Origin of the sequence: Anaplasma capra (assembly GCF_025628805.1) — a bacterium.
Lineage (GTDB): Bacteria > Pseudomonadota > Alphaproteobacteria > Rickettsiales > Anaplasmataceae > Anaplasma > Anaplasma capra.
Map to the genome: position 1 here is coordinate 1 of NZ_JAOTBG010000015.1, position 26,497 is coordinate 26,497.

Here is a 26,497-nt window from a genome sequence, read left to right on the forward strand (position 1 = left end):
AGTCTATCCTACCAACGGCATCCCGCTTATACGGGAAAATACCCCTGGTGGTGCCCCCAGCTTCTCCGATCCTGAAGTCCTTTATACGGCCAAATGCTGGGCTGTAGTCGAGGCCTATATAGAAACTCCCCGCTCCAGCACCTGAGAACAGGCTCTCACCTGTGCCTGCGCTGCCGCCAACTACTGGGGCAGCCGAAAGATGGACCGGTGCAACCGCAACCAGAGCCACCAACACGCTTCCTAAAGAAAGCTTCCTATAACTTACAGCGCTCATAGAACATAACTCCTAAATAAATCATAAAAACACATACGCCACGGAAGACCACGTGTCCCACTCGCCACGCGCCTACGCCACCCTAGCCGTCCAGCCTCGCTCGGGACTGCTACAAGCGGTGGCGCCGGCGGTAGAATCACTCTCCCGCTCGGTGCAAGCACCGAGATCGCGCGAAAAACCGTCACCACATACAGAGGCCCCCAATGCACCGCCGTCTCCCGGTGGCAATCCCAACGACTGACAGGCCACCGCCGCAGCTAGAAAGCTGGGTGACAGTGCGGGAACGAACATACTTCCCGAGGAGGGAACCCCATCTAAGGAGGAAGACGCTCCGCGACTCGTACTACACCCTCTACATAAGCCCCTCATCTCTCAAAGCGACACCCTAACACCCACCTCAACGCCTGCGTACCGAACCCCCGCACTCCCCTCCGGCTGGACGAATGAGAGGGATTGCGACCGCTGTTCACCACTACTTGCGGTAGATGTGTTGGTAACCATGACTACGGGTGATGGCTTAAACGCCCGCTCCACAGTTCCCCGGTAGTAACCCGCTGCGAAAACACCTACGCGGGGATGCAAGTTGAAGGTAGTGCCGGCCTTGATCTGATACGTGAAGCGTGTATTTTCCACGCCCAGGATGTCAAGGAACTCTGCGCCTCCACCGAGACATGCGTATGGTGCGGTGCTCCCAGGAGCGCCGACAGGGAGGAAATCCTGGCACACACTAACTACAGCAGAACCCGCGGAGATCGCACGGTTTCTAAACACGGCATAGCTCCCTCCGGGGGAGCTGTTACCGACATCCCGCGCCATTATAAGGTACTCATGCCCTTCCTTCAGCGCAGACTGCCCTAGCTTCTTAGCTTTAAATTCTTCAAATGTAACCTCTAACTCGACTCTCGCCCCCATTTTGGCGTAACCCACAATGCCTGAAACTCCGTATAGGCTGGACTCGTAGGAAGGCACGTGGTTTGAGCTAAGATTCTGCGCGCTACGTAAGGCCTCTAGCAGGGGAGCGCTCACACCCGCACCGACATGCTCGGCGGCCTGTACAGACGCGCTGGGCTTAAGTCCGAAAAGCCTGCTCGGGGGAGCAATACTGCTCTCACGCATGGTGAACCCGCGAACCATAGGGATTGCCGGCTTGTACTGGGTAGCAACGTAAAGCGTACCACCTCCCGTGTTGTACGGAGCCGCAACAACACTTCTGGAACCAGGGGTCGCCGCGCTTCCAGTGGTAGACATCGCTGCGCAGATAAGGCAAGGTACCGCAAACAAACTTCTATGACTCATACAAAAACCCGATTTAAAACCCACTAACTACTGCTGAACGTATATCTCACCCCGGTTACACTGCCGGAATACCCTATATCAAGCATGGAACGAAAACCAGAAGCGGGGGACACGCCCCCTCCAGTGAGGGGTAGCAACATTGAGACCCGCCCACCATGCTCCCTAGTGCCCACGCCCAGATAGTATGCTTCGGCGAATAGAGAAAGCTGCGGACTCACAGTATACTCCGCTCCGGCCCTACCGCTCCACGACAACCCGAGGCAACCCTGTGACCCGAAGTAGTCTACGGATGTAACCCCGACACCCAAACAGGAGTAGAGCTTGAAAGAATTCCCCTCGGTCTCATGGCCGACCCCAAGGCCGGAGTAACAAGCACTGAGCTCAATAGAACTAAGACCAACTTCCGAGACCTCTCCTACGTGATACCTAGATATAGTCTTGTCACCAGGAATTCTGACCGGGAACGCAAACCAAGAAGCGTGCCTGCTAACAATATGCTCGCCGTCGTCTACGCTGAAACTGCTGCTATAGGTGCCAAGCTGCACCCTAAAGGAGCCAAACCTGTACCCGAACGCACCAGGCAGACCAAAACTACGCTTGTACTTAGGGCGGTATAATACGCTAAACTCACCCTGCACCCGTGCAGCGGGATCGAACTCCGCGAACTTGACAAGTGAACTGTGATCCTTGGCAACTCCAAGCATCGTGCCCGGCATCCCGTAACTTTTTACAGAGGGAAGACCGAAGTTGGCCATACCCAGCTCCCCACCCAGCGCGACATAAAAACCGCTGGCATCCGCACCCGCTGTGTCAGCGTGAAATGCACTAAAAGCCGCCACCAGCGCGCCGCACGCGAGGACACCACAACAGGTTCTTCCGCGAATTGACATACAAAACAATCTCAAAAACCGACTCAAAACCACCCCATCTGCGCACAGAAGAGGGCGGCGTGTGCAACCCACACACCCATAAGGTATACTAAAAAAGAATTAAGTCAAGAGAGCTGGTGATATATTTTACAACCTAAATGATGTACCTTAACGATTTATTCAAGCCCGTTACCCTCAACTACAAGTGTATGATGGCTTGACATTGCGTTGGTAACCCCGCTATGCAGCTCTAGAGTATCAACCTTATACCGCATTCTACTCCGAAATGGTTGAGCCCAAGGCTCGCTTCCGGGTACAGCAGGTCAGGCCACTCCTTGCTAGCAGCCGGTGCTGCCGCCTGGGGTGCTGCTGGGGTAGTGGGAGCACCCTGTGCCCGGGCAGCAGCGGGAGCACCCGCTTGGGCAGTGCTCTCGGCACTTTTAACTTGCCGGTGTACTACGGGTATGTTCGCGAATTTTTTAGGATGCACCCTTCCTGCGTGGGCATACGAGAACAGAGCAGCTTTTCTAGATACGAAATACTGCACCCCAACCTTTGCTTGGTATGCCCACCTAAACTCAGTCACGCCTAGAAACTCGACCAGGCTGCCGCCAGCACCGATACACGCGCTGGGGGAAACTTGGGAAGATTCAGGCAGTAGGTCATAGCACAGGTTGGCCACCAGAGAGGACACAGTAACTTCTTTATTCTTCATGGTAACGTAGTACGGCGCCTTAGGCCTCGTAGCAACAGTGGTGCTGTTTTCATCTCTTGATGAGGCTGCAAAATTGTAGGCGCTATCGGGGGCGCTTTCGTATTTCCTCGCATCTACGAGGAAGTTCTGGTAGATGCCCTCGACCTCAAGCCGCACGCTTCCCGCGGAATACCCGGCAGACACGGAGCCAGATCTGGTGCTTCGCAGATACTCAGGGGAATACTTCCCCTCAAAGCTGTCTACTGAGCCTAGGTCCACTCCCCCGGTTGCGGCCGCAGCAGTGGCATCAGCACCAGCGTCCGCTGCTTCCCTTCCGGTAGCGCTGCTTTGCTTTTCCTTCACAGCAAATGTGTCTAGCGCTCTCCCCTTGTTTTCTACCACAAAATCCACGAAGTGAGGGATCGCGAACTTGTACTGCGCGCTGGCGAAGAAGCCGGCTGATCCCTCGCTCCTGGAGAAATCAACAGGCCTGGGCGAGGCCGGCACTTCACGAGGCACAAACAACAGGCACAGTGTAGCACAAGCTAAGCCGCAGATCTTCTTCATGGTAAACTGGTCTAAATCACTAAAGCGCACGGGCCCAAGATATGCGAACTGCAGCAGCATGTCAAAATGCATGTGGCCGAATTTTGGCAATACTCATTCTCCGTTAAAGGAGTTGTTAAACAATTAGCGCATCTTTCGTGTCCCAGGTGCCCAGATCTACCCTAAATGCTGTCATACTGATACTACTACAATTATGTATACTGTTGGTGGATATGGATACTGTATGGGGTATAGGTATTGTGAGGATTGTGCGTAGAAACTGTGCGCAAATAGGTACTGTGCGCTACTATACGGGGTCGGTACGCGCTAGAGATGGCTGGGCCGCTCACCAAAGGTTGCAGGTAAGCGAGGGCAGCATACTCGAAAGTTGCGCTATCACGCGGCTCTCACCTACCTGCTCAGAATTTGCACGCCAGCTCCACGTCATTAAGCAGCGTGGAGTTTTTACCTAATCTTCTGCACCAGGCTCGGAATTTTGCGCATAGTCCAGATCTGCATCTACATCGGAATTCTCATAATCGTCACGGTGCTGTTCTGCACACATCACCTTCACCAGAGTGTGAATTGCGCCACGCATTTTGTCACTCTTGATGCGACGGTATGCTCTTACTAGCATAAGAATTTCTTTGCCGTCGTTGTAGTTGTGGCTGAATTCTTCGAGCGAGGACTCATCGCCTTCCCTAAGTGAGGCATCTGCTATCTCGCTCCCATCGGTGATAGATCGCACGTCATTCTGCAACTTTGAAATCAGGTCTTTGATTTCAATGCCCAGAACTCTCGCAAGCTCATATAGCCTGCTGATCACTATTCGGTTAGTGCCCTTTTCGTACTTTTGTACTTGCTGAAATGTAATTCCCAATCTGCTTGCGAGCTGATTTTGGCTCATGCCCTTCATTATGCGCTGCTTCTTGATTTCCCTACCGACATACTCGTCTACTGGGTGGGGCTTGACCTTGCCCTCGATAATTATGGGTATGGAACTTTGGTTTTGTGTTCGAGAAGTCATAAACATTATCCCATATGTTACTCAGATAACTTAGGATAAATCATACATAATGTTAATGCAACAGTTATTTAATGTATAGTTGTAATAATAAAACTGTAAATAGTATGCTAAATTGGAAATAAAATCATCAATAGATATACAAAAAGCCTGATGAGAGATCTTCCGGCTGTTCGAAGAAAAGCACGTTACGCACTTGTTGGCGTTTGTGTTTTGTGTTAGCATGCGGCAATCGTTCTAGGAGGGGCTATGGTATTCGAAAAAACGCTCTCTATACTTAAACCTGATGTCGTTGAGCGCGGCATAATAGGTCGTGTCATATCCTACATAGAAGCGGCGGGGTTGCGTATTGTTGCGCAAAGGATGTGTGCACTGTCACACGCGCAGGCGGAAGCCTTTTATGAAGAACACAAAGAGAGGCCGTTTTTTCCAGGTCTAGTGGGCTTTATGACCTCAGGGCCGGTTGTTATTCAGGTGCTTGCTGGTGAGTCTGCGGTAAAAACTTATAGGGACGTGATGGGCGCTACAAATCCCCGTGATGCAGCTCCTGGCACCATTAGGGGAGATTTGGCGGAAAGCATAGATGCCAACTGTGTTCACGGTTCTGACAGCCCCAAAAACGCAGTGAGAGAGATAGGATTCTTTTTCCCAGAGTGCGAAATCATGGATAGCGCCCACGGCGGAAAGTAATCAGCCCGAGCGTTTTACCTTTCTGGTTTTCGCAATCCGTGGTGTGCGTTACCCTGCGGTACGGTAGGTGCTGTTATGTCTCTTAATGTGGGACACATCATTCCTTTTTTGAATCAACAGTGCCACTGTGGACTGCTTTCTGTTGGTCTTCCAAGAACTGTTTTGCCAGTAGGAGCAGATGCTGCCTGGTGACACTCTGGGTGTCGCGTTCCCATACCTCTTTTAACCTTTTTAGGGTGTGTCCTAGTAATTTTCCTTCCTTATATCCCAACTCAGCCAGATCCTTCCCAGAGACTGGCAGTACGAGGGGCGTACATCGCTTTGCGTACTCTAAATGCTCTAAAAGCGCGCTTTCACAGGGAGTTTCCTTGCACAGAAAGCTGACTATTATCAGGCTTTCATATACATCCTTACCCAGATCGTTTAGGTATTTCTGTTGTTGTGTGGGTGAGAGTGGGAGGGGTAGGTCCACTGTCAGTAACATCTTCAGGAACTTTTTTTCCTTTCTAGACAAACGCAGGAGTACTTCTAATTCCTCTGCAGTGTTTATCATCTCAGCGTGTAAACCCCCCTTCAGGATGGCTGCTAGCTTTGTGATGGGGGTGCTACCCGCCAAGTATTCGCATGACAGCCTGTGTACGTGTACTGGGTGCGGCACTACCTGGGACAGCACCCCGCATTCCTTCATAATTTGCAGCGTTGCAACACAGTTTGTGCACGCTAACAACTTGAAAAACTCGCTTCTAATACGCTCTTTCGATAGCTTGGAAATGCTGTTCGCGTGTTTACTGCAAAGATCAATAATTTCCGCGCTCAGTGGGCTTGTACTGCATATGGAAGCATGAAAACGAAATACCCTCAATATACGCAAGAAATCCTCACTGATGCGCGCCTCTGCATTTCCAATGAAGGCTACTGTTCTGTTTGCTAAATCACGCATACCAGAGAAATAGTCATAGACTTTCCCATATTTGTCACAGTACAGTGCATTGAATGTGAAATCCCTTCTGGAAGCGTCTTCCATCCAGTTGTTAGTAAACGCGACAGTTGCGTGCCTGCCATCACACTCAACGTCGCGTCTGAGGGTTGTGATTTCATATGGGGTACCGTCCACCACCGCGGTTACGGTGCCGTGTCTTATGCCTGTGGGGATGGTTCTTATGCCTACGCTTTCCAGGGTCTTGATTACGCTGTCGGGCATTAGATCAGTGGCCAAGTCAATGTCTGTTGTCTCGCGGCCGATCATGCTGTCACGTACGCAGCCTCCAACCAGCCTTGCATTCCCACCGGAGCCTTCCAGGGCTTCCACTATTCGCACTATCCCGTGATTAGATATAAGCCGGCTTAGCATCACTTGTGCTGCATAAAATTCTCACTGATGTTAGCAAACTTCCGTACAAAAGACACAAGATTTTCCCTCGATAGCGCGATACGGTTCCTGTCGGCGGTCTGCAGTAAATATTGGGTGCTGAGCAAGTTTTTATGTCACGCAGCCAACCTTGACGTGTTTGTAATATGATTGCTACTGCTGCGAGTTGCTATTATGCGCCATGAAGTGGTAGTGTGGTGCACTCGAGCAACTGCTGCTAGCTCATTACGTAGCAATTGGGATGAACTTGCGGATTGAGCTGGGTGTTAAGCCTCTAGTGGAATGTCTCTAAGGTGTTTCTGGAAATTGCGTGCTGCAGCAATTTTTTAGGGGCATCTCTCAGGGTTCCCAAGGTGGGGCAGACCGTACATTTGGCTTTTCATGCGGATAGCCCTGGGTTAGCTGTTCCCCGGTTGTGGCAATGACAAGTCATCTATGATAAATTGTACGTACTCATTCCCTCGCCACTGGTTTACACTAACTTTGCCTAGTAGATGGACTTGCTGCCTGTGCTGCAAAAGGGCTGTGCCGAGTTCTGTGCCTACACACTTGAAGCACACGCCCCTCACATTCGCATCATCGCCGTAGATGAGGCACCGTACGTGGTTGCCTCCCATGATCTCAGGTTTTAGGATTTTCACGTTTTTCAGAATAAATCTTGGCTCGGGGTTACCCGGACCGAATGGTTCAAGTATTTGAAGCTCTTTCCACAGCGAGGTGTTAATTGCCCTGACAGCCAGCATCCCGCATGCGTGTGAGACTTTCTGCGTGTCGGAGTCCTTGAATCTATGTAAAAGAAACTCATATAGTGCTTCGAGCTTGTCCACATGTATGGAGAAGCCGGCGGCCATTTCGTGTCCCCCGCCCTCAGTTACTAGCTGTTCCATTTTTGCGGCGAGTACAGCTGCTCCTATGTCTATGCCACTAACAGATCTGGCACTTGCCTTTCCGATGTCTCCGTTTAGTGAGATTACTATTGATGGTAGGTGGAATCTTTCTTTCAGCCTACTTGCCACGATGCCTATAACGCCCACATGCCAGTTTCCGGCGACCATTATTATGTTATTACCTGCTGCAACTAGGCGCTCTGCCTGGTGCGCAGCCTCTTCCAAGCTGCTCTTTTCCAGCTCCTTTCTCTCAATATTTAGGTTCAGCAGAATGGAGGATATCCTGCTGCACTCGCTCTCGTCATCACAAGACAGAAGGCGAGCCCCAAGGCTTGCGTTACCAATCCTCCCGCCTGCATTTATGTGTGGGCCTATGCTGAAACCTAGATGGTGGACGCTTACCCTTTCTTCTATGCCAATTGCATCTCCTAGTGTCCTGAGTCCTGTGTTTCCTCGGGCGGATATTACCCTGAGTCCGTGCTTAACCAGCGCTCTGTTAAGCTTTACCATTGGCATCACATCGCAAACAGTGCCCAATGCTACAAGATCCAGGTAGTTCATGAGATCGGGTTCGTCTATATGTGCAAAAAACCCCGCTTCTCTCAGGGTTTTTTGTAGTGCCACCAACAACAGAAAAGATGTGCCAGCTGCTGAGAGATATGTATGCTCAGACGCTTCGTCTAACCTGTTTGGATTTACAACGGCTACGGCCTTTGGCAGAGTGTTGATTCCAATATGGTGGTCGACCACGATAACATCTAGGTTGGAGGACTGTGCTGCCAGTATAGGTTCATGAGCCAGGGTGCCGCAGTCCACGGTTATGCACAGACTGTATCCCTCTTTCCGTAACTTCAGCATTGCTGCAACGCTTGGTCCGTAGCCCTCCTCTATACGGTCAGGGATGTAGATTTTGGTGTTTACTTCAAGCGTACGGAAATACCGACATAGCATGGCAGAAGACGTTGCTCCATCTACGTCATAGTCTCCGAAAATCGCAATGCTCTCCTTGTTGCGTATTGCGTCGTGTATCCTGGTGACGGCTTTGTCCATGTCCAGCAAATGGAAGGGGTCCGGAAGTAGCAGCTTCAGGGTAGGGAATAAAAAGTTACTTACTTCATCTAGTGGGATATTCCGCGTTGCTAAGGCCCTGGCCACAACTTCACAGAGTCTGAACCGCTGCATAATCGCTGCCACGTCCCGGTAGGACACGTTGTGAACCTTCCAAGTGGTACCAAGGATGCCTGTGTATTCAATCTCCTCCCTTGCATCCATTATGTCCTGCACTGCCAACCTCAAAAACCCACAAACTGCACTCCACTTTCTGAGCTGTAGTGGCGACTTTCAGAGTCTATACGAAGCTCAACTTTCGGGAATGCTCAATGTACCTATGAGCAAACCCGAGCCTGGTGCGTTGCACCCGGAACCAGAGACTAGGGAGTGAAAAATCCCTGCCCACCATCGTATAGGTACAATTTCACCATCTTTACCGCGTCTATACCAGCGCTTTCCATTTTTAGTAGTAAATTGCCAACCTCATGGCCATCAACACCCTCTTCCTCCTTATCTTCGGCGTAAAACCTGCAAGATACGAGATCAACATAAGTGTAGGAGTACGGCACCTTGGGCCACAATTCTAGACCCTTAGCATATACCAATTGTAGCTTCAACACCGAACTTAGCTCTGATAGGGACTGTACCAACTTCTTCATGTCGGCGCCCCTATCCCAGTGTATTGTGACGTCAACGCCTACCAACACCCGTCTGGGATTGCTGCTAACATAGCCCTGGCTGCCTGTGCTCAACACCTCCTTGCCCGTGGATGCGCCCTTTAGCCTCTGAGGCGCTGCGCCCAAGTTGCCAACCACTGCCTGCGCAAATTCTGTAGTAGAGGCCTTACGAAGGCTAGTCTTCTCATTATATATATCTACGGTATGTACGCCATCTTCCAGGGTTTTGAGGAATGCATTGCGAATCAGCCCAGCTTTATCTAACTGGCCGATGTGCACTAACATCTGCACTGCAGCATTCAACAACCCAGAGGGGTTTGCTATATTTTGCCCTGCTATGTCGGGCGCTGAGCCGTGCACTGCCTCAAACATGGCATAGTAATCCCCTATATTTGCGCTGCCGGTCAACCCTATGGACCCTGAAGATAGAGACACTATGTCGGATACAATATCTCCGTACAGGTTTGTTGTTACCACAACGTCAAAATCTTCCGGGTTGCTGGCTATTTTTGCCATGCCTATATCAACTATGTAATAACTTGCCTCAATATCTGGATAGCTCTTTGCCACTTTGTCAAAGGAGGAATGCAGTATTCCGTCGGTCATTTTCATTATGTTGTCTTTGACGAAGCAGGTAACCTTCTTCCTGTTGTGGGCCCTGGCATAGTTGAAAGCGTACGAGCAAATCTTTTCTGAAGCGGACCTAGTTGAGATTTTAACGCACTCGTGAGTATTTTCGGACAGCCTGTGCTCTATGCCGCTGTAGGTGTCCTCCTCATTTTCTCGGATGATGACTACATCAAGGTCCGGATGCCTTGTGCCGACAACGGGGAAATAAGAAACACAGGGGCGCACGTTCACATAGAGGCCGAGCCTCTGCCTCAGTGCCACGTTCAAGCTCTTGTGTCCACCACCCTGAGGGGTCATGGTCGGTGCCTTGAGAAGCAACCTTGTCCTGCTTATCGATTCCCACGCGGAAGGGGCGATCCCAGAGACCCACTCCTTTTTGTACTGGCTGTGGCCTATATCTACGGTTTCCACGGAGATATCAGCTCTTGCCTCCTTTAGGATAAACAAGACGGCCTCCATGATCTCCGGGCCTATTCCATCTCCGTACGCCACGGTTACAGGTACTGACATAAGGCTCCAAAGTCGAGGAGTGCAAAGTATAGCCAATATTGCTCAAATAGGAAATTATTAAATGCGTTTCATCCCGAACATGGCCAACAATTGCGGCAGTCTTCACAGATGGTTAAATTCTGCCTATTCGGTCACACTACAGAGATGCTAAGGTGCCGCCCATGCATTACTGTGACGTGCATAGAATGCAGTGATCAAAGCACTCAGGTACTGTGATTCGTGCATTGCTACAGTGCGAACCAGCTTGGAATAGAGCTTGTGACTCACACCACAGTGCTGCAGGGCTAAATCTCCAAAAGGCTTCTGGAAAACTCCCGGGCAGAAAAATCTCTCAAGTCATCTATCCCCTCACCGACTCCGACAGCGTGTAGGTTTATGCCGTATTTTTGGGTTATCCTCAGCACTATGCCGCCCTTCGCTGTGCCGTCCAGCTTGGTCAGTATTATTCCGTTGACGTCTACGAAACTTGAGAAAACCTCAACCTGCAAGAACGCATTTTGCCCTACTGTGGCGTCTATTACTACTATTGTATTATGTGGTGCTTCCCCGCTATGCCTACTTACCACGCGGCGCACTTTTGCTAACTCCTCCATCAAGTTTTTGTGGTTGTGCAGCCGCCCCGCGGTGTCTATTAGCACCACATCTATCTTGTTGCAAATCGCCTGATCAACTGCCTTATAGGCTATGCTTGCGGCGTCAGCGCCGGGTTCCCCTGCCACGATAGGGCATGATATTCTTTCAGCCCAAATTTTGAGCTGGCTCACCGCTGCGGCGCGGAAAGTGTCACACGCACCAATAAGCACGGACTTTCCCTCTCGCTGGAACTTGCGTGCAAGCTTGGCAGCCGTGGTAGTTTTGCCGCTGCCATTAACGCCGCATAGCATTATTACCTGGGGGTTGTGATCTATGGATATCGGAACAGAAACCCGCGCAAGGAAGGCTTCCATCTCGCCTGCCAGCTTCTCTCGCACCTGTTCATAGCTGGGCTCACGGAACTGCATTTCAGCTATCTTCTGAGTAAAGAAAGTTGCGCTCTCATGGCCCATATCTGTTGATATAAGCAGGTGTAGCAATTCCTTCAAAGTTTCTTGGTCTACCTTTCTGCCACCCTGGAATAGCCTTCTGATCCCAGCATCAAGCATGGAAGAAGTCTTTAGCAGGCTGTCCTTGAAACTACCTAGAAACCCCTGATCGCACTCCATAAACACAGACCTAATAGTTTGAAACTCCTGGCGCACGTGGTACCATCGCTATAGCACTTCAGGAGGCCTCCAATCAATGCGAGCATACTTCGTGACGTCCTGCGGAACCGATGTGGGAAAAACCTTCATTACCACAGCTCTATGTTGGAATTTTAGAAGAATTGGTGAAGCTGTGCAAGCTATTAAGCCAGTGGTTAGCGGCTGGAGCGAGGATAATCCTGGGGGTAGTGACACTTTCCAAATCATTGCTAGTCTGGGGTGTAATCCAAGCAAGGAAAATGTGGAAAAAACCTCGCCGTGGAGGCTAAAGCATCCACGTGCTCCAAATGTTGCGGCGAGGATGTCGGGGATTGATCTTGACTATGAGGAGATATTAGGCTTTTGCGTAAAAAGTTGCAGGGATGCACCAGGGCGCGTATTCATAGAGGGCATTGGTGGAGTGATGTCCCCGCTGACAGATCAAAAAAGCTGCATTGACCTGATAAGAGATCTTGACATAGCCGTAATATTGGTGGTGAGTCCTTATTTGGGAGCTGTGAGCCATACGCTTACGGCTTTAGAGGTTTTGCGCGGAATGCAAGTCAAGATCATAGTCACGCTCAAGGATCCCGGTGAAAATACTTTCTGCAGCGATTTGGTAGAGTACCTAGATTCCTACTGTGGGCAGAAAGCATACGTTCAGGGTCACGTGGGTGGCGAGCATGAAAAATGGACGCGAGTGCAACCGGAAATAGTGCGCTTTGTTATAGGTGATGGCGCCTGAGCAGATGTTGTGTGAAGTCGTACGTGTAACGGAAGACCAATTGCGATGCCTGCGCGCCCGTGCCACATCGTAGGGACGTGCAATTTCCGGTTGGCTTTCTCAGTCCTCTTCCTTGTCGTTGTACAGTTTTTGCTGCTTTTCGCGTCTCTCCTGTTCCTCGATACAGTACAAAGTAACTGGATTTGCCTCGAGTCTCGCTGTTCCGATTTTTTCTCCGGTTTCTTCACAGTATCCATAAAGGCCATCGTCAATTCTCTGCAGTGCTTTGTCAATCTCTACGGTGAGAGCGTCGTTACGGTTGCATGTTTGCAGAGTTAAGTCCGTTTCATATTCCCTGGTGGCCATGTCAGTAAGATCGGCATCCACGCAGGATTGTAGGACTTCCTTAGCCTTTTCTTCGGATTCCTTCTGCAGTGCTTGCTTCCAAGCTATAAGCTTGTTTCTGAAGTAGTCCAGCTGCTTAGGATTCATGTAGTTTTCGTCTTCCTCGTCCAGGGTATACTTAGGCAACACGGCACCCTCCGGTGTTTTGCATAACTGAGACACAAATCCTAAGAATGCTTGATTAACATTTGATGTATTACTATGCTGCTAGGTGGCAGCATGGGGTGTCTTATCGTGTCCTATGTAAGTATATTGGCACGCGAACTTAAGGTTATATCCTGCAGTGGAAGTGGCGCAGCACAGGTTGTGTTGTTGTTTGCTGTGATTGTAGGCACCGCACTATTTGTGCTTCCTCCAGAGTCTGTGCATGGGGTGATGCCGTGCCTGTTCTGGGTGTGTGGTGCGTCGGTAATGCAGGCATCCATAAGGTCATCATTTGAGGACGACTACCATAGCGGGGTGCTTGAGCAGTTGTTGATGCAGAATTTACTGCCGGAGACCGTTATGTTTTTTAAGATACTCGCACATTGGCTGTGTGTTGCAGTTCCCATTAGCCTTGCTTCCGCGGTTATGCAGCTTTTGGTGTTGGGGGGCAGCGTTTACTATGCAGCCGTTCTAGGTTTGGTGCTAAGCGGCGGGTTTCTGGTTGTCAATTTTGTGTCTGCTGTGGGACATGCACTGGTCTTGGGCGGGGAAAGAGGGCTAATCACAGCACAAGTTTTGGTCTTCCCCATGATTGTGCCTGTGGTAGTGTGTTTCCACCTATGTCTGGAGAGCATGATAGATCTTACCTATAGCAAGGCGACCGCTCTACTGGGTGTCGGGGTGCTATGTTTGGTACCTATCAGTGTGTTTTTTGTGTTAGCAGCGGTCCGATTAGCTGTGGAGAAAGACTAGCCTTGCCTTAACTGCGCCCCTGGTGTGGATGCGCTCCCGCGATATGCACCAGTCCGCTTGCTGTGTCATTGAGACTACTGGTTCCAGATTCTGATCTATAGCGAATTGACTTTTGTTGGGTATAGCCTATCATATTGAGAGGGGTGATTAGCTCAGGTGGTAGAGCGTTTGCTTGACGTGCAAGAGGCCACTGGTTCGAGTCCAGTATTACCCACCGTTTAGAGGGTCGTGCGTATGTCCAGCCACAATGGTGAGTTCTGCCCGCGTACGCATAGGAGAATGTCGCTCTCCATAGTTGTAGTTGCAGTAGCAATGATAGCCGAGATTGCGGGGGGGCTGGCATCACACTCTCTTGCCTTGCTTTCGGATGCTGGGCACATGTTTACAGACTTCGTAGCACTTGTGCTGAGTTGGTTGGCATACAGATTGGCTGTCAGAAAGTCCGACGTGTGCAGGTCATACGGATATCACAGATTCCAAGTTATGGCTGCGTTTGTCAATGGCATTTCCTTATTTGTAATGGCGATCCTCATAGTTTGTGAATCTGTAAAAAGGTTTGTGTACCCAGTTGAGGTGCGGTGGCCAATTATGCTTCTGGTCTCCCTATTGGGTCTGGTAGCAAACTCAGCGGTGTTTGCCATTCTCTATAGGAAGGATGAGCACAACCTTAATATCAAGAGTGCGGTGCTGCACGTGATAGGTGACTTGCTGGGATCAGTTGCGGCTATTCTATCTTCTCTGATAATCATGCTCAGTGGGTGGCAGATTGTTGACCCGCTACTATCTGTGTTTGTTAGTGCTCTGATGCTCTTCAGCGCGTTTAAGATGGTCAAAAGTTCGGGTAACATTTTGCTGGAGGGGAAACCCGAAAACATAGACGTAGAGGAAGTCAAGAACTTGATATTGAGTAGCATGCCCACTGTTATTGATGTGCATCACATCCATTTGTGGTCTCTGACCACCGATTATCCAGTCATGACTATGCATGTCAGGGTGCAAGCCCCTTCGTCGAGCGATGATTCCTGGCACTCTGAGCTTTTGGTGTCAATAAAGAGGCTACTGAGCGAAAAATTCGGCATATCCCACATAACTATAGAGGTTGAATGTGGAGAGTGTTCGGATGCTAGCCGAACTTAGCTTTTTGGTGTAGTAATAATTAATGTTAAGATAACGACTGGTGGTGTAGCATTGCGCATACTTCCAAAGGGTCCGAGATGTACGAAAGACGCGCCATGATAGTACGTGTTGTGGCTATGTGCGTTGCCTATGCGTCACTCGTAGGGGCGACTGCGCGCTTTGACACGTGCAGCAACCACCCGGAAGTTTGCGGCTTCATAGAAACTCTGAAGTCACGTGTGTACTCCATAGTATCAGGGGACGAAGACGTTGACGCGCTGCTTGAAGAAGTTGTCAGCGGTGTTCTTGATCTAAACGGGATAGCAAAGTTTACCATGGGTGGCCACTGGAAAATTGCGGATTCCTCTCAGCGTGAAAGGTTTGTTGGCACATATGGACGTTACATCAAAGGAGTGTACATCAGGCAGCTGCGTAAGCATGCTTTTCACCTCATGAGAATAATGTCTGTGAGGTCTGTGGGTGACAATGCCTACGCAGTCAGGGTGAGATTGGCGAAGAGGGGCCACGGAGATGACTTCATTGTGATCGAATTCCATGTTGTTGATGATGGCAAACTCGGGATATGCGACATGAAGATCAATAACTTCATTAGCACTGCAATAACTCAGAGGTCAATAGTTGATGATATCATCAAAAAACGCGGGATAGACGGGGCTATATCTCACTTTGAGCTTGAAAATGAAAAGGCTCCAATGAATTCAATAGGTGGCCTGAGACCACGATCTGGTCGAGCTACCCATTGATAAGACGAATCTACCCTGCTTTTGGCCACCTAGCCTGTGCTAACTCCGCTCAGAGCCGCAACGTACCATGACAGTGCTTAAACTTCTTCCCAGATCCGCACGGGCACTTGTCGTTGCGGGAGACCCCGTGAAACAGCGTATCGCTCCCACGCACCACTTTCAACATCTGATGTGCGGCATGGTCAGCCTCTGACTCAAATCTCATGTGTGATAGCTTCTGCACTACGTTCTCATAAAACTTGGACAGCATGCGCTGAAGCATGACAAAGGCCTCTATTTTGAATTCGTTTAATGGGTCTTTTTGCCCTATTGAACGGAGATTGATACCACACTTCAGGCTGTCAAGTGCTGACAGGTGCTCAATCCACATGCTATCCAAAGAGGTGATAAGGACCCTCTTTGCTGCAAAATCCCATAGGTTTTCTCCGTTATGGACAAACTCTGCAGATTTCTTTGCAAGTAACTCACTAGCGAACGAGTCAAGGCAGTCAATTACCTGTTCTTTGGTTTCTAAATCGTATAGCTTTTCGGGTTCTAGACTTACCCCGTATATTCGTCTTACCTCTGACAGCAGAGGTTCGGAAGTTTCTGCATTGAAATCGCAGTACTTGTCTTTTACGATGCGTGATACCAGATCGTGATTCACGTTATGGTACATAAACGAGAAGTTGTAAGAATCCCCATCCAGTGCTTGGTTGCGCTGCTCGAATACGACCCTACGCTGCTCGTTTATCACGTCATCAAAGCGGAGGAGAGACTTGCGGATATCGTAATTTCTGGCTTCAACCTTCTTTTGGGCACGCTCTATTGCCTTGCTGATCCACCTGTGTTGTACTGCCTCCCCCCTTTTCATACCAAGTTTTTTCAACATTCCCTTGACCTTGTCGGAGCCAAAAATCCTCAACAGGTCGTCCTCTAGGGAAAGAAAAAACTTAGACAGTCCCGGGTCTCCCTGGCGCCCAGACCTTCCCCGCAACTGGTTGTCAATCCTACGACTTTCATGCCGCTCTGTACCGATAATACACAGGCCACCGGCCGAAACCACTATTTCTCTATCCTCCTTTGCTTGTTGCACAAGTTGATCATACCTTGCGCTACGCTCTTCGTCAGACATAGTGCCCGACAGTTCAGTTTTTGCAAGCATCTCTGGGTTCCCACCCAACTGTATATCCGTTCCCCGGCCAGCCATATTGGTTGCAATTGTCACGGCTCCGGGCCTTCCAGCTTGAGCAATTATATACGCTTCCTTTTCATGGTACCGAGCGTTAAGCACGGAATGTTTTACGCCCCTCTTTGTAAGCATACTGGATAAAAGCTCGGATTTTTCGATGCTTATAGTGCCCACCAATGCGGGTTGAAGGCGCTTATTACATTCTACTATGAAGTCTATAACCGCCTCGAACTTTTCCTCTTCAGTGCAATATATATCGTCGTCCATGTCTACTCTTCGTACAGGGACGTTGGTTGGAATTTGCATTACCTGTAGATTGTACGTTCCAAGGAACTCCTCCGCTTCGGTTTCTGCTGTTCCAGTCATGCCAGAAATCCGGCGATACATGCGAAAGTAATTTTGGAATGTGGTAGAGGCCAAAGTTTGATTTTCGCTGTTGACGGTAAGGCCCTCTTTTGCTTCTAGCGCCTGGTGTAGCCCGTCCGAGTATCGGCGCCCCTCCATCATTCTTCCAGTAAACTCGTCAATTATGACCACGTTGCCATTTCTTACTATGTAATCCTTGTCCGCCGAAAACAGCTTGTGGGAACGCAGGGCCTGGCTTACATAGTGCATCATCACTATATTTTCTGTATCATACAGGGAGGATCCAGAAGGAATTAGCCCCATAGACAAAAGCATTTTCTCGACCTTGACAGTGCCCTCTTCTGTCAGGAAAGCTGACTTGTTTTTTTCCTCAACTTCATAATCCCCCGGCTCTAGCTTTCTTACTAGCGAGTCAATCCTACTATACATTGCGCTATCACGCTCTACCGGGCCGGAAATGATCAGCGGCGTTCTGGCTTCATCTATGAGGATGGAGTCGACCTCATCCAGGATTGCATAATTAAAGCCCCGCTGCACCATGGAATCCCTGCTGAATTTCATGTTATCACGCAGATAGTCAAACCCAAGCTCATTGTTTGTCGAATATAGCACGTCGCACATGTAGGCTGCCTTCCGTTGTTCGTCCGAGGATGAACCGGTGACACAGCCCACGCTCACCCCCAAAGCCTGGTACAAGTTACCCATCCACTCGCAGTCACGCTTTGCCAGGTAGTCATTTACTGTTACCACGTGTACGCCAGCGCCTTCTAGTGCGCCCAAATACGCTGCGAGAGTCGCTACCAGAGTTTTGCCTTCTCCTGTTTTCATCTCTGCAATCATGCCTCTGTGCAGGGCTATTCCCCCAATTAGCTGCACATCAAAATGGCGCATGTTCAGTACCCTGTGTGCGGCTTCGCGCACTACCGCAAATGCTGGGATTAAGAGGTCTTCAAGGGTTTTTCCATCGGCCAGCATTTCCTTGAAGTGACCGGTTTTGGAAAAGAGCTCACTGTCTGAGAGCGCAGACACTTCCTCTTCCATTGCGTTAATACCCTTGACGATCTTGTGAAATGGGGCCACGCCGGACCTGTAGCCGTACGGCCAGAACACCCGCTTTGCTATGCTCAACATAGGGACTACTACGTATATAGTACCGGAGGGTGCATTATATGCCCAAGCTGGGTATCGCACAACAGAATTGACGAAAGCGTGCTGGCGCTGCCTGCCAGCGTGTTAGCCCCGGTAAGGCAGGGATCCAAAGCTTGGTGCGCGAGCACGCGTCAATCACTGAACGATACCGAGAACTGAGTCCCAAGCTCGATGGGAAAACAGTGCCGGAGGTGTCAGTCGGGTACGAAGGCACGCTTTACAGGTTTGGTGTCTCGCTCGTCCCTGGTCAGTTTTTTACCAGACATCAAGTCTGTGATCTCATCCCCAGTGAGTGTTTCGAACTCTAGAAGGTTTTCCGCGATTACATGTAAGGAATCTACGTGCTTCTCCAAAGTAGCCCTAGCTTCTTCAAGCGCTTTTGACACTATAGACTTCACCTCTTCGTCTATCAAATTTGCCATATTTTCAGAGATCTGTTCCCCACGGTCATCGCTGTGGTATAGCGGTCCTACGCTGTCGCTCATGCCCCACTTCATGACCATAGATCTTGCCAGGTCTGTTGCCTGCTTTATATCTGAAGATGCGCCACTCGTCACTTTGCTATACCCGAATATTAATTCCTCTGCGGCTCTGCCCCCCATGGCTACTACGAGATCTGCCAACATTTTTTCCCTTGTGTGGGACACCCTATCAGTTTCTGGTAGGCGCATCACCAGGCCCAAGGTTCTGCCTCTGGGTATGATGGTAGCCTTGTGTATAGGATCAGAAGCTGGGTTGTGGAACGCCGTCACTGCGTGACCAGCCTCATGATATGCGGTCAGGCGGCGCTCCTCCTCAGTCATTATCATTGATTTTCTCTCCGCGCCCATCATTACTTTGTCTCTCGCGTATTCAAAGTCGCTCATGGTGACTATCTTCTTATTCAATCTAGCGGCGATTAGCGCCGCTTCGTTGACCAGGTTTGCAAGATCTGCACCAGAGAACCCCGGCGTACCCCTAGCTACTACCCGCACATCAACATCTGGAGCCATGGGCACCTTTTTCGCATGCACATTGATGATCTTCTCCCGACCGTTTATGTCTGGGATGGATATGGTAACCTGCCTGTCAAACCTGCCCGGCCTCAGTAGCGCGGGATCCAAAACGTCCGGGCGGTTGGTTGCAGCTATGATGATCACACCGTCATTAGACTCGAAACCATCCATTTCCACCAGAAGCTGGTTCAATGTCTGTTCGCGCTCGTCATTTCCCCCACCCAAACCTATACCACGGTGCCTGCCCACGGCGTCTATCTCGTCCACAAATATTATGCACGGCGCGTTCTTCTTGCCCTGCTCAAACATGTCTCGAACTCTGCTGGCACCCACACCAACAAACATCTCCACAAAGTCGGATCCAGAAATACTGAAAAAGGGCACGCTAGCTTCTCCGGCAATGGCGCGGGCCAGTAACGTCTTACCTGTTCCCGGCGGTCCTATAAGAAGACAACCTTTGGGAATCCTTCCTCCCAGTTTTTGAAATTTCTGCCTGTGTTTGAGGAAGTCGACTATCTCTACCAGCTCTTCCTTTGCTTCATCAATTCCTGCAACGTCTTCAAATGTGACTTTGCCGCGGTTATCAGTCATTAACCTGGCGCGGGACTTGCTAAAGCTCATGGTGCGATTGCCCCCAACCTGAATTTGCTTGAGGAAAATACACCATATCACTACCAAGGATAGCATGGGTAAACACGAGATCAGCAGGCTTCCCAGTATGCCGAGTATTGTTTCTCCGGATGAGAATTCAAAAGTTACTTTCTGGGCGTGTAGGGTCTTGATAAGGCTGTCATAAATGACTCCCCCGGTTCTAAATCGCGTGCCATCACGCAATTTCCCAGATATTTCGCGCTCCGTTATGTTGACGTGCTCCACCTCACCCGAATCTAGTTTCACCAGAAACTCGGAGAAGGGCACGCGCAGCTCCTTATTGCCTGTTATCTTGTCGCTAAACTGGGTGTAGAGCACTGCAGTGAGGGCTATGACTGCTGACCAAACAACCAACCCCTCGGCCACTTTTCTAAAGTTCATGACTAGCGACCTCTACTGATAAAGCTGATTACAAATTAGGTTAACCACGCCCCTCCTGACCAGAACTTCTTCCACGTTGATAACAGGAACAACCTTTATATTATGATTTTGCCAGGGGTACGCAAGAACTTTGTCTCTGTGAACCAGCACTGGGAAACTACATGCGATATCTCTGTTAATATGCCTGAGATGTTCCGGTGATAGCCTGTCTCCCAACGGTTCTATGTGCAAGCCGTGTTGTGTACTGGGTGCGCCTAACGCTTGGCCTGAACCATGCGGCACGCCGTTTGTAACTGAAGAGTCGTGCACTCCCACCACCCTTATGGAGAATCTGTGATCCCACTGCATGGTTTCACCAATTGTACGAACCTCAGCCTTGCGGCGTATATGCGCTACTTCCCGTAATATTGCAAAATTACCGTTTGGGTCTTTGCGTATCTTGCACCCATGTATTGTACACGGAGTCAAATCCCCTTCCCGCCACATTTTTGTGAATATGGGCCAAAAGGACGAGTATCTCGGCTTACAGTCCTTCCCACCCATGGCCATTAGTGACAGCAGTAGTAATCTGGATGCAACCTCCTCTGGTACACTGCAGAATGCCTGTGATTTCACGGTTATGAAGCCTAGGGGGCTAAATTCCAGGCAATGATCAAGTGAAGACTGCACATAGTGTAAAATGCACGAAAGGGCCCTGTGCATGTGTGACGCAGTCCTGCACAGCCTATCCACAATGATTCCAGGATCATCGCTGTCTGCTATGAAGTTCCTAAAGAACGTTCTTCTGTAGTTTGGATTCCTATTGCTCGGATCTTCGACCCAAGACAGCTGCTTTTGTATTGCGTACTCCAAGATTTGCTGCCTTGTGAAATCCAAAAGGGGTCTGCAAATTGTAATATTCCCAAAAACAGACCGCTCGTGCATACCAGACAGCCCATCTATACCGCTTCCGCGCTCCAAGTTTATCAGCACAGTTTCTGCCTGATCGCTTTTATTATGCGCGGTCAGTAAAAATTTGACTGAATGCTCTACGCACCACTGGTGTAACAGGCTATATCGAATTTCTCTGGCAACTTCCTGGGATTTGCTAAGTATACGTCGCCTTCCCCATGTGAGTATTTCACAGTCCATTCCCAGTTTTGAGGCATGTTCTTGTACAAAATGTGTTTCATCTTCGGCTTCAGCGCGGAATCCGTGGTTTACTGTTAATACGGTGGGGAAACCACTAACTTCTTTCCTGTGAAACGCGCAGACGAGATTGAGCAACACCATGCTATCCACGCCCCCAGATACGGCAATCGCATAGTTATTGCCCAAATCCAGGCTGCTAAGCTTTGTTAGGACTTTAGACTCCAACTTTGTTGTTCCATGAAGTTTAAAACGCGGAAAGAGGGGGATTCGAACCCCCGACACATTGCTGTGTACACGCCCTCCAAGCGCGCGCTTTCGACCACTCAGCCATCTCTCCACGCTGATTGTAGCAGAAAAAAGCGTGCAACGCACAAATTTGGTCTATGCGCCACTATCCTGCATATGCACGTTTGTGTTGTTGGTAGCAGCACGGGCAACACGCAGTTCTAAAGTGCTTGCCTTACACACGACATTTGTGCTAAAACGCTGCGCTGATATTCCAACTGTTTTTTTGGTGTGCGCACAAGTAGGGGGAATAGCGATCAGATGAATTGGCGCGCTATGGTTTTTGTCCAGGGCGCGTTTGCTGCGCTGTTTGCGTTCTTTTTTTTGATTCCAATAGCTGTGGATGCTTACACGAGAGAGGGAGATTGGGCAGGGTTTGCTTTTGCCCTTTTTGTGTGCGTCGTTGTCGGGATTGCGTGCTTGCTTAACGGAAAGTCCGGCCGTATAGGAAGGCGTGAAGCCGTGTACCTGGTCTGCGCAATATGGGTTATGCTACCCATGTTGGCTGCGATACCCTTTGTTGTTTCCAGCACAACGCAGCTGTCGTATATTGACGCGCTTTTTGAAGCGATGTCGGGGCTCACCACTACTGGAGCTACTGTACTGTCTAATCTCCCTGATAAGTCATCGGGAATACTGTTGTGGCGCGCCATGCTGAACTTCATTGGGGGGCTGGGAGTGGTAGCCGTTGGAATGTTGCTGTTGCCGTTTTTGAAGGTTGTCGGTCTAAGGGATGTTTACGGTACGGAGTCTGCTTCGGCCAGGCAATACAAGTTCGGCAATTTCGGTACGGTTCTATGTATAACCTGTTTATATGTTGTTTTACTTGTAATGTGTGCACTTGCCTACAGGGTAGTGGGCATGTCCGTGTTTGATGCACTGTGCCATGCAATGAGCACGGTCTCTACCGGCGGTTTCGCCAATTACGACTCTTCACTGGGATACTTTAACAGTGCTGCAGTTGAGGTTATTGCCATAGTTTTCATGCTTTTATCCTCTTGCCCGTTCGTAGCATACTTGGGTCTTATTTTTGATGGGAGGTTCCAATTCGGGCAGTTTGCAGTTTTTGTGTGCATGATGGCTGTGTTTTCTCTACTGGTGGCTATTAACCTCTACAGCAAGGGCACTTTTGTGGGTGCAGACTTTCTATCTGTGCTGAGGAGCACGACTTTTCAGTTGGTTTCGCTTGCAACGTCTACCGGATTTGTTAACTGCGATTACAGTGCATGGGGCTTCTTGGCAACTTTGTGCACGATTCTAACTTTATGCGGGGGGTGTTCTGGCTCCACAAACAGCGGGCTCAAGATATATCGAGTTGTAATCCTGATACGTTGTGGGTACGCTCATGTCAGAGGTATACTCTCACGGGGCCATACCACTGAACTGGCCACAAAATTGTTGCGAGAAGAGGCGCTACTTCCCGAAGTAGGTGCATTTTTCTTTGTTTATGTTTTCGTGTTCTGCGTTGCATGCATTCTCGTCTCTTGGGACAGAGACGATTTTGCAACAATTGTGACGTCAGTCTCTGCCACGCTCTCGAATACTGGTCCGGGCGTAGGGGAGGTCATAGGGCCGATTGGTACGTATGCTTCTTTGTCCACTACAGTTAAATCCGTATTAATCGTACTCATGCTCATTGGTAGGCTAGAACTTGTCCCAGTAGCGCTTTTATTTTCCTTGTTGCAAAGCAGCGCAGGGCGATTGTCTCGCATCAGGGAGAGGGCGCGAAAATGCTTGCTATGTTTCGATAACCATATAAGATGAACCGAGACTTTGCATAGATTTCTCCACGGTGGAAGAGAGTAGAAGGGTATCGTGTTGTGTTGCACTCCGCTGTTATGACAGAGCCCAGGAAGGGCGTGTTTGCAGTTTTGGATATGGGCTCTACGAAAATGGTGTGTCTCGCTGTGAAGGTACACAACGATGGTGAGCCTGAAGTTATAGGAGTGGGGTACAAAGCTGCTGACGGGATACATGGTGGGGCAATCACCAACAAACAGCACGCAGGCTACTCAATATTGTCAAGTATAGATGCTGCAGAACAGGTGTCTGAGCATACTATGAACCAGGTGTACGTCAGTATATCTGGGTGCAACATTTCGTCGCATAACGTCTCGAATGAAATGAACTCTACAGTTCACGAGATATCCGATCGTGATATACGTAGGATCATGCTTCAGACTTATGAAAAATTCTCTGGCGATGACATAGTGGTACATAATGTTCCTGTAGCCTACCATTTAGACGATCTTAAAGATGTTACAGAGCTAAAGGGGCTCTATGGCAGCAGGTTACGTGCAGACATGCATGTGGTCACTGCTTCGAAACTCGCGCTGCTGAATATAGAGAATTGCATAACGAATAACAACATAAGCATGGGTGGGTGCGTTGCGGAACCCTACGTGTCTGGGTTGGCGTGTCTCACCGAAGACGAAAGAGAAATGGGTACCATGATTTTAGACATAGGGGGAAATTACACTTCCATAGGTCTGTTCGACAAAGGCAAATTTGTGTATGCGAGCACCATTCCTTTGGGGGGAGTGCACGTGACCAGGGATATGGCTTATGGTCTATGCACGAGTGTTAGAGATGCCGAAAGGATCAAGATCTTGCACGGGAACATAATACTCACTTCTGCAGACAAAAATTACGCCATAGAAACTGAAACTGATGATGGGGACAGGCGCTCTGTTATGAAATCTGATCTGGCTAGTATTATTCGCCCGAGAATAGAGGAGATACTAGAACTAGTGAGACAGGAAATTGGCAAACAACAGCATGTGATCAATAAAGTAGTGATAACTGGGGGATGCAGCAATTTGGCTAGTATCCGGGAAATTACCAACTATGTCCTAAACAAACAGGTTAGGATAGGTGTGCCTGTGCACATTAATGGTATGAGTAAAGAATATGACAGAAACCCTATATTCTCCGCTGCAGTTGGTACAGCTTTGTTGGTGGTTAACAGCTTCTACAGAGGGATCAACAGGGCGCGTAGCTCATCGTATGGGAAAATACGGAGGATACTGAGGTGGATTGCCGACAAGAGCGAAGTCTAACCTAAAAGCCAGATACGGGGCGGCTTCTGGGGGAGCACCTGCACGTGTCTGCGGCTCTTTGGATCTGGCTACAACATGTTGTTAGCAACGCCCAACGCCGCAGGAGCGCCTCCAATCCAGACAGGCTACGCAAGGCAAGTGCGCCTGAAGTTTGTGCGCTCTCCTACCGCAAAGACTGCTTAGTGCAACTTCTTTACTATATCGTCATCATGCTCAGGTGAAGGTGCGACATCGCCACTACCGCCGTCGCCGCGTTCCTTACCCTCTAGCTCATCTCTGAGCAGGCTCCTAGCAGCTCCAGAAGCCGCATCAACTGCGGCTAACCTGAGGGCTTTAACGAAATTGTCGACTTCGAGTGCGACCCGCTCAGCAGCCAGGTTTATTTGGGTCTCAAGCATTTCCTCTATTTCTTTTTTTCCATTCTGTATTATTGTTCTGTACTGCTCCTCGGATCTTCTGAGCATTTCGCTTACTGCAAGATCGACCTCGTGCTCCTTCCTAGACACGCTCAAAAGCATGGACTCCAGCATGCTCTCTAAATTAGTAGATTTTCTCACGACACTGCCTGCCGCGTCTGAGCGCTCGGACAAAAACCGCTGCACAAACTTACGTGTGGGGTTAAAGGCCAACGCGAACCCTACGCAGAAAGCAAGATCAGCTATCAAATGGGTACTTATAGTCATAACTCTCCCTCGTATAATCTGGACGCCAGCCCTTTCAGCCTGGTCCTCTTCTTCTCCCCACAGCGGCCCCGTATCTTTGTGTAGTACATGAACGCAACCTCCGCAGAAAGGTCAATCAATTCACCACGAGCATTACGCTCCAGCTCCTCTGCGCGCTTCCTAGTTTCCTTCAAGATAGCTTCCACTTCCTCATCAAGCAGAAAGCGAGCTTCCTCAATTCCCGACGCGACCTCGGCAAGCGCTTTCTTTACCATATCTCTGGCCCTGAGATCCGCGTTGTCAAGAGCCTTACGCTGCTCATGCAGCCTGAGCTCTATGGCCCTGCAAACGTCCGACGCGCTCTCCAGGGACCTACTAGCTGCCGCATGCCTCCTACCTATTGCACTCTCGATCCTGGGAACAGCCCACCTCACTGCGAGATACAGCAAGAGAAACGCACAGGCGAACCAAAACACCTGCGAAGGATACGTTGAAAAATCCAACTGGGGCACGGCACCCATGTGGTCATCCGGCTACGAATATCAGAAGCAACGCTAGTAAGAACGAAAACAAGCCCATGGCTTCAACCAGGGCAGCACCAGTATAAACGTACTTCTTAAGCTTGTCCTCCGTCTCCGGATTGCGAGCGATGCCGTTGAGCATAGCTGAAAAAACAGCTGCAACGCCGAGCGCGGACGCCACCATACCCAGGACACTCAGCCCCACAGCCACAAACCTCAAGGAGTCCATAAACCACCACCAGTGCAAACTTCAACCCTACGATTATAAGAGCTTGCGGTTCTAAGTCAATTAGTAATTGGCTGCCAAGTTGCGCGGGATCTGCTGGGCATGCGCTGCAGATACACAAGTGTTTTTTCAGCGTCACTTTTACACTATATGCTCACACTGGTATAGTGGGAGCATAGCGGGGCTTTTATGGTGCAGAAGCCAGCCATTACTTTTTACGTTGCACAGATTTTGTGGTGCACTCTGACCTCTACCTGG

General features: G+C 49.7%; 23 protein-coding genes and 2 tRNA genes. 8 read left to right on the plus strand and 17 right to left on the minus strand.

The annotated features are described in order from the left end of the window. The 5 genes from OC187_RS04075 to OC187_RS04095 all read right to left on the minus strand — a co-directional run. Positions 1-274, minus strand: a 274-nt coding sequence (locus tag OC187_RS04075) for a P44/Msp2 family outer membrane protein (RefSeq protein WP_263008617.1), incomplete at its 3' end; no start/stop codon positions are given. A 372-nt stretch (positions 275-646) separates the two neighbouring features. Beyond that, a complete protein-coding gene (locus OC187_RS04080; protein ID WP_263008618.1) occupies positions 647-1,570 on the minus strand; it encodes a P44/Msp2 family outer membrane protein in 924 nt (307 codons plus the stop codon). Between the two features lie 23 nt (positions 1,571-1,593). Beyond that, positions 1,594-2,460, minus strand: a complete 867-nt coding sequence (locus OC187_RS04085) for a P44/Msp2 family outer membrane protein (protein WP_263008619.1) — start codon at positions 2,458-2,460, stop codon at positions 1,594-1,596. A 229-nt stretch (positions 2,461-2,689) separates the two neighbouring features. Then, positions 2,690-3,772, minus strand: a complete 1,083-nt coding sequence (locus OC187_RS04090; protein WP_263008620.1) for a P44/Msp2 family outer membrane protein — start codon at positions 3,770-3,772, stop codon at positions 2,690-2,692. Between the two features lie 376 nt (positions 3,773-4,148). After that, positions 4,149-4,712: a helix-turn-helix domain-containing protein gene (locus OC187_RS04095; protein ID WP_262997698.1), complete on the minus strand. Its 564-nt coding sequence runs from the start codon at positions 4,710-4,712 to the stop codon at positions 4,149-4,151. A gap of 240 nt (positions 4,713-4,952) precedes the next feature. On the opposite strand from OC187_RS04095, the gene ndk reads away from it, so the two are divergent. Further along, the gene (gene ndk, locus OC187_RS04100) at positions 4,953-5,393 is read left to right on the plus strand and encodes a nucleoside-diphosphate kinase (RefSeq protein WP_262997697.1); all 441 of its coding nucleotides are present in this window, start codon (positions 4,953-4,955) and stop codon (positions 5,391-5,393) included. Between the two features lie 97 nt (positions 5,394-5,490). Here the strand turns inward: ndk and OC187_RS04105 are convergent, their stop codons facing one another. The 4 genes from OC187_RS04105 to ftsY all read right to left on the minus strand — a co-directional run bounded on the left by OC187_RS04105 (position 5,491) and on the right by ftsY (position 11,718). Continuing rightward, a complete protein-coding gene (locus tag OC187_RS04105) occupies positions 5,491-6,744 on the minus strand; it encodes a CCA tRNA nucleotidyltransferase (protein WP_262997696.1) in 1,254 nt (417 codons plus the stop codon). Positions 6,745-7,160: 416 nt separating this feature from the next. After that, positions 7,161-8,921, minus strand: coding sequence for a single-stranded-DNA-specific exonuclease RecJ (gene recJ / locus OC187_RS04110; RefSeq protein WP_396124734.1), 1,761 nt, complete (start codon positions 8,919-8,921; stop codon positions 7,161-7,163). Positions 8,922-9,079: 158 nt separating this feature from the next. Beyond that, on the minus strand, positions 9,080-10,516 hold the full coding sequence (gene icd / locus OC187_RS04115; protein WP_262997694.1) for an isocitrate dehydrogenase: 1,437 nt from the start codon (positions 10,514-10,516) through the stop codon (positions 9,080-9,082). A 284-nt stretch (positions 10,517-10,800) separates the two neighbouring features. Next, positions 10,801-11,718: a signal recognition particle-docking protein FtsY gene (ftsY, locus tag OC187_RS04120; protein ID WP_262997693.1), complete on the minus strand. Its 918-nt coding sequence runs from the start codon at positions 11,716-11,718 to the stop codon at positions 10,801-10,803. A gap of 91 nt (positions 11,719-11,809) precedes the next feature. On the opposite strand from ftsY, the gene bioD reads away from it, so the two are divergent. After that, complete coding sequence (gene bioD, locus OC187_RS04125; RefSeq protein ID WP_262997692.1) at positions 11,810-12,481, plus strand: dethiobiotin synthase; 672 nt, start codon at positions 11,810-11,812, stop codon at positions 12,479-12,481. 99 nt (positions 12,482-12,580) lie between these two features. Here bioD and OC187_RS04130 read toward each other — a convergent pair whose 3' ends face one another. Beyond that, positions 12,581-12,994 carry a TraR/DksA family transcriptional regulator gene (locus OC187_RS04130; RefSeq protein ID WP_317619000.1) on the minus strand — a complete coding sequence of 138 codons (414 nt, stop codon included), beginning with the start codon at positions 12,992-12,994 and terminating at the stop codon, positions 12,581-12,583. Positions 12,995-13,099: 105 nt separating this feature from the next. Between OC187_RS04130 and OC187_RS04135 the strand changes: the two genes are divergently transcribed. The 4 genes from OC187_RS04135 (at position 13,100) to OC187_RS04150 (ending at position 15,642) form a co-directional block, all read left to right on the plus strand. Then, a complete protein-coding gene (locus OC187_RS04135) occupies positions 13,100-13,762 on the plus strand; it encodes a heme exporter protein CcmB (RefSeq protein WP_263008621.1) in 663 nt (220 codons plus the stop codon). Between the two features lie 141 nt (positions 13,763-13,903). Continuing rightward, positions 13,904-13,976 (plus strand) — tRNA-Val (locus tag OC187_RS04140). Between the two features lie 20 nt (positions 13,977-13,996). Further along, the gene (locus OC187_RS04145; protein ID WP_263008622.1) at positions 13,997-14,899 is read left to right on the plus strand and encodes a cation diffusion facilitator family transporter; all 903 of its coding nucleotides are present in this window, start codon (positions 13,997-13,999) and stop codon (positions 14,897-14,899) included. 77 nt (positions 14,900-14,976) lie between these two features. Then, positions 14,977-15,642 carry a Tgt2/MlaC family protein gene (locus OC187_RS04150; protein WP_262997688.1) on the plus strand — a complete coding sequence of 222 codons (666 nt, stop codon included), beginning with the start codon at positions 14,977-14,979 and terminating at the stop codon, positions 15,640-15,642. A 49-nt stretch (positions 15,643-15,691) separates the two neighbouring features. On the opposite strand, the gene secA is transcribed toward OC187_RS04150, so the two are convergent. The 4 genes from secA to OC187_RS04170 all read right to left on the minus strand — a co-directional run bounded on the left by secA (position 15,692) and on the right by OC187_RS04170 (position 21,823). Continuing rightward, positions 15,692-18,310 (minus strand): preprotein translocase subunit SecA, encoded by a 2,619-nt coding sequence (secA, locus tag OC187_RS04155; RefSeq protein ID WP_262997687.1) that lies wholly within the window; start codon positions 18,308-18,310, stop codon positions 15,692-15,694. A gap of 212 nt (positions 18,311-18,522) precedes the next feature. Continuing rightward, positions 18,523-20,355, minus strand: coding sequence for an ATP-dependent zinc metalloprotease FtsH (ftsH, locus tag OC187_RS04160; RefSeq protein WP_263008623.1), 1,833 nt, complete (start codon positions 20,353-20,355; stop codon positions 18,523-18,525). Between the two features lie 12 nt (positions 20,356-20,367). Then, positions 20,368-21,768: a tRNA lysidine(34) synthetase TilS gene (gene tilS / locus OC187_RS04165; RefSeq protein ID WP_262997685.1), complete on the minus strand. Its 1,401-nt coding sequence runs from the start codon at positions 21,766-21,768 to the stop codon at positions 20,368-20,370. Beyond that, a tRNA-Ser gene (locus tag OC187_RS04170) sits at positions 21,739-21,823 on the minus strand. The genes tilS and OC187_RS04170 overlap by 30 nt, the downstream gene beginning before the upstream one ends. A 224-nt stretch (positions 21,824-22,047) precedes the next feature. Here OC187_RS04170 and OC187_RS04175 point away from each other — a divergent pair. After that, on the plus strand, positions 22,048-23,535 hold the full coding sequence (locus OC187_RS04175; RefSeq protein ID WP_262997684.1) for a TrkH family potassium uptake protein: 1,488 nt from the start codon (positions 22,048-22,050) through the stop codon (positions 23,533-23,535). Between the two features lie 74 nt (positions 23,536-23,609). Then, complete coding sequence (ftsA, locus tag OC187_RS04180) at positions 23,610-24,830, plus strand: cell division protein FtsA (RefSeq protein WP_396124733.1); 1,221 nt, start codon at positions 23,610-23,612, stop codon at positions 24,828-24,830. Positions 24,831-25,009: 179 nt separating this feature from the next. Here ftsA and OC187_RS04185 read toward each other — a convergent pair whose 3' ends face one another. From OC187_RS04185 to OC187_RS04195, 3 genes are read right to left on the minus strand one after another with little or no spacing between them, the layout of a single operon-like run. Next, positions 25,010-25,513 (minus strand): hypothetical protein, encoded by a 504-nt coding sequence (locus tag OC187_RS04185; protein WP_262997682.1) that lies wholly within the window; start codon positions 25,511-25,513, stop codon positions 25,010-25,012. After that, positions 25,510-26,013 (minus strand): ATP synthase subunit B family protein, encoded by a 504-nt coding sequence (locus tag OC187_RS04190; protein ID WP_262997681.1) that lies wholly within the window; start codon positions 26,011-26,013, stop codon positions 25,510-25,512. The genes OC187_RS04185 and OC187_RS04190 overlap by 4 nt, the downstream gene beginning before the upstream one ends. Before the next feature lie 4 nt (positions 26,014-26,017). Further along, positions 26,018-26,242, minus strand: coding sequence for a F0F1 ATP synthase subunit C (locus OC187_RS04195; RefSeq protein WP_012880407.1), 225 nt, complete (start codon positions 26,240-26,242; stop codon positions 26,018-26,020). Positions 26,243-26,497 lie beyond the last annotated feature (255 nt).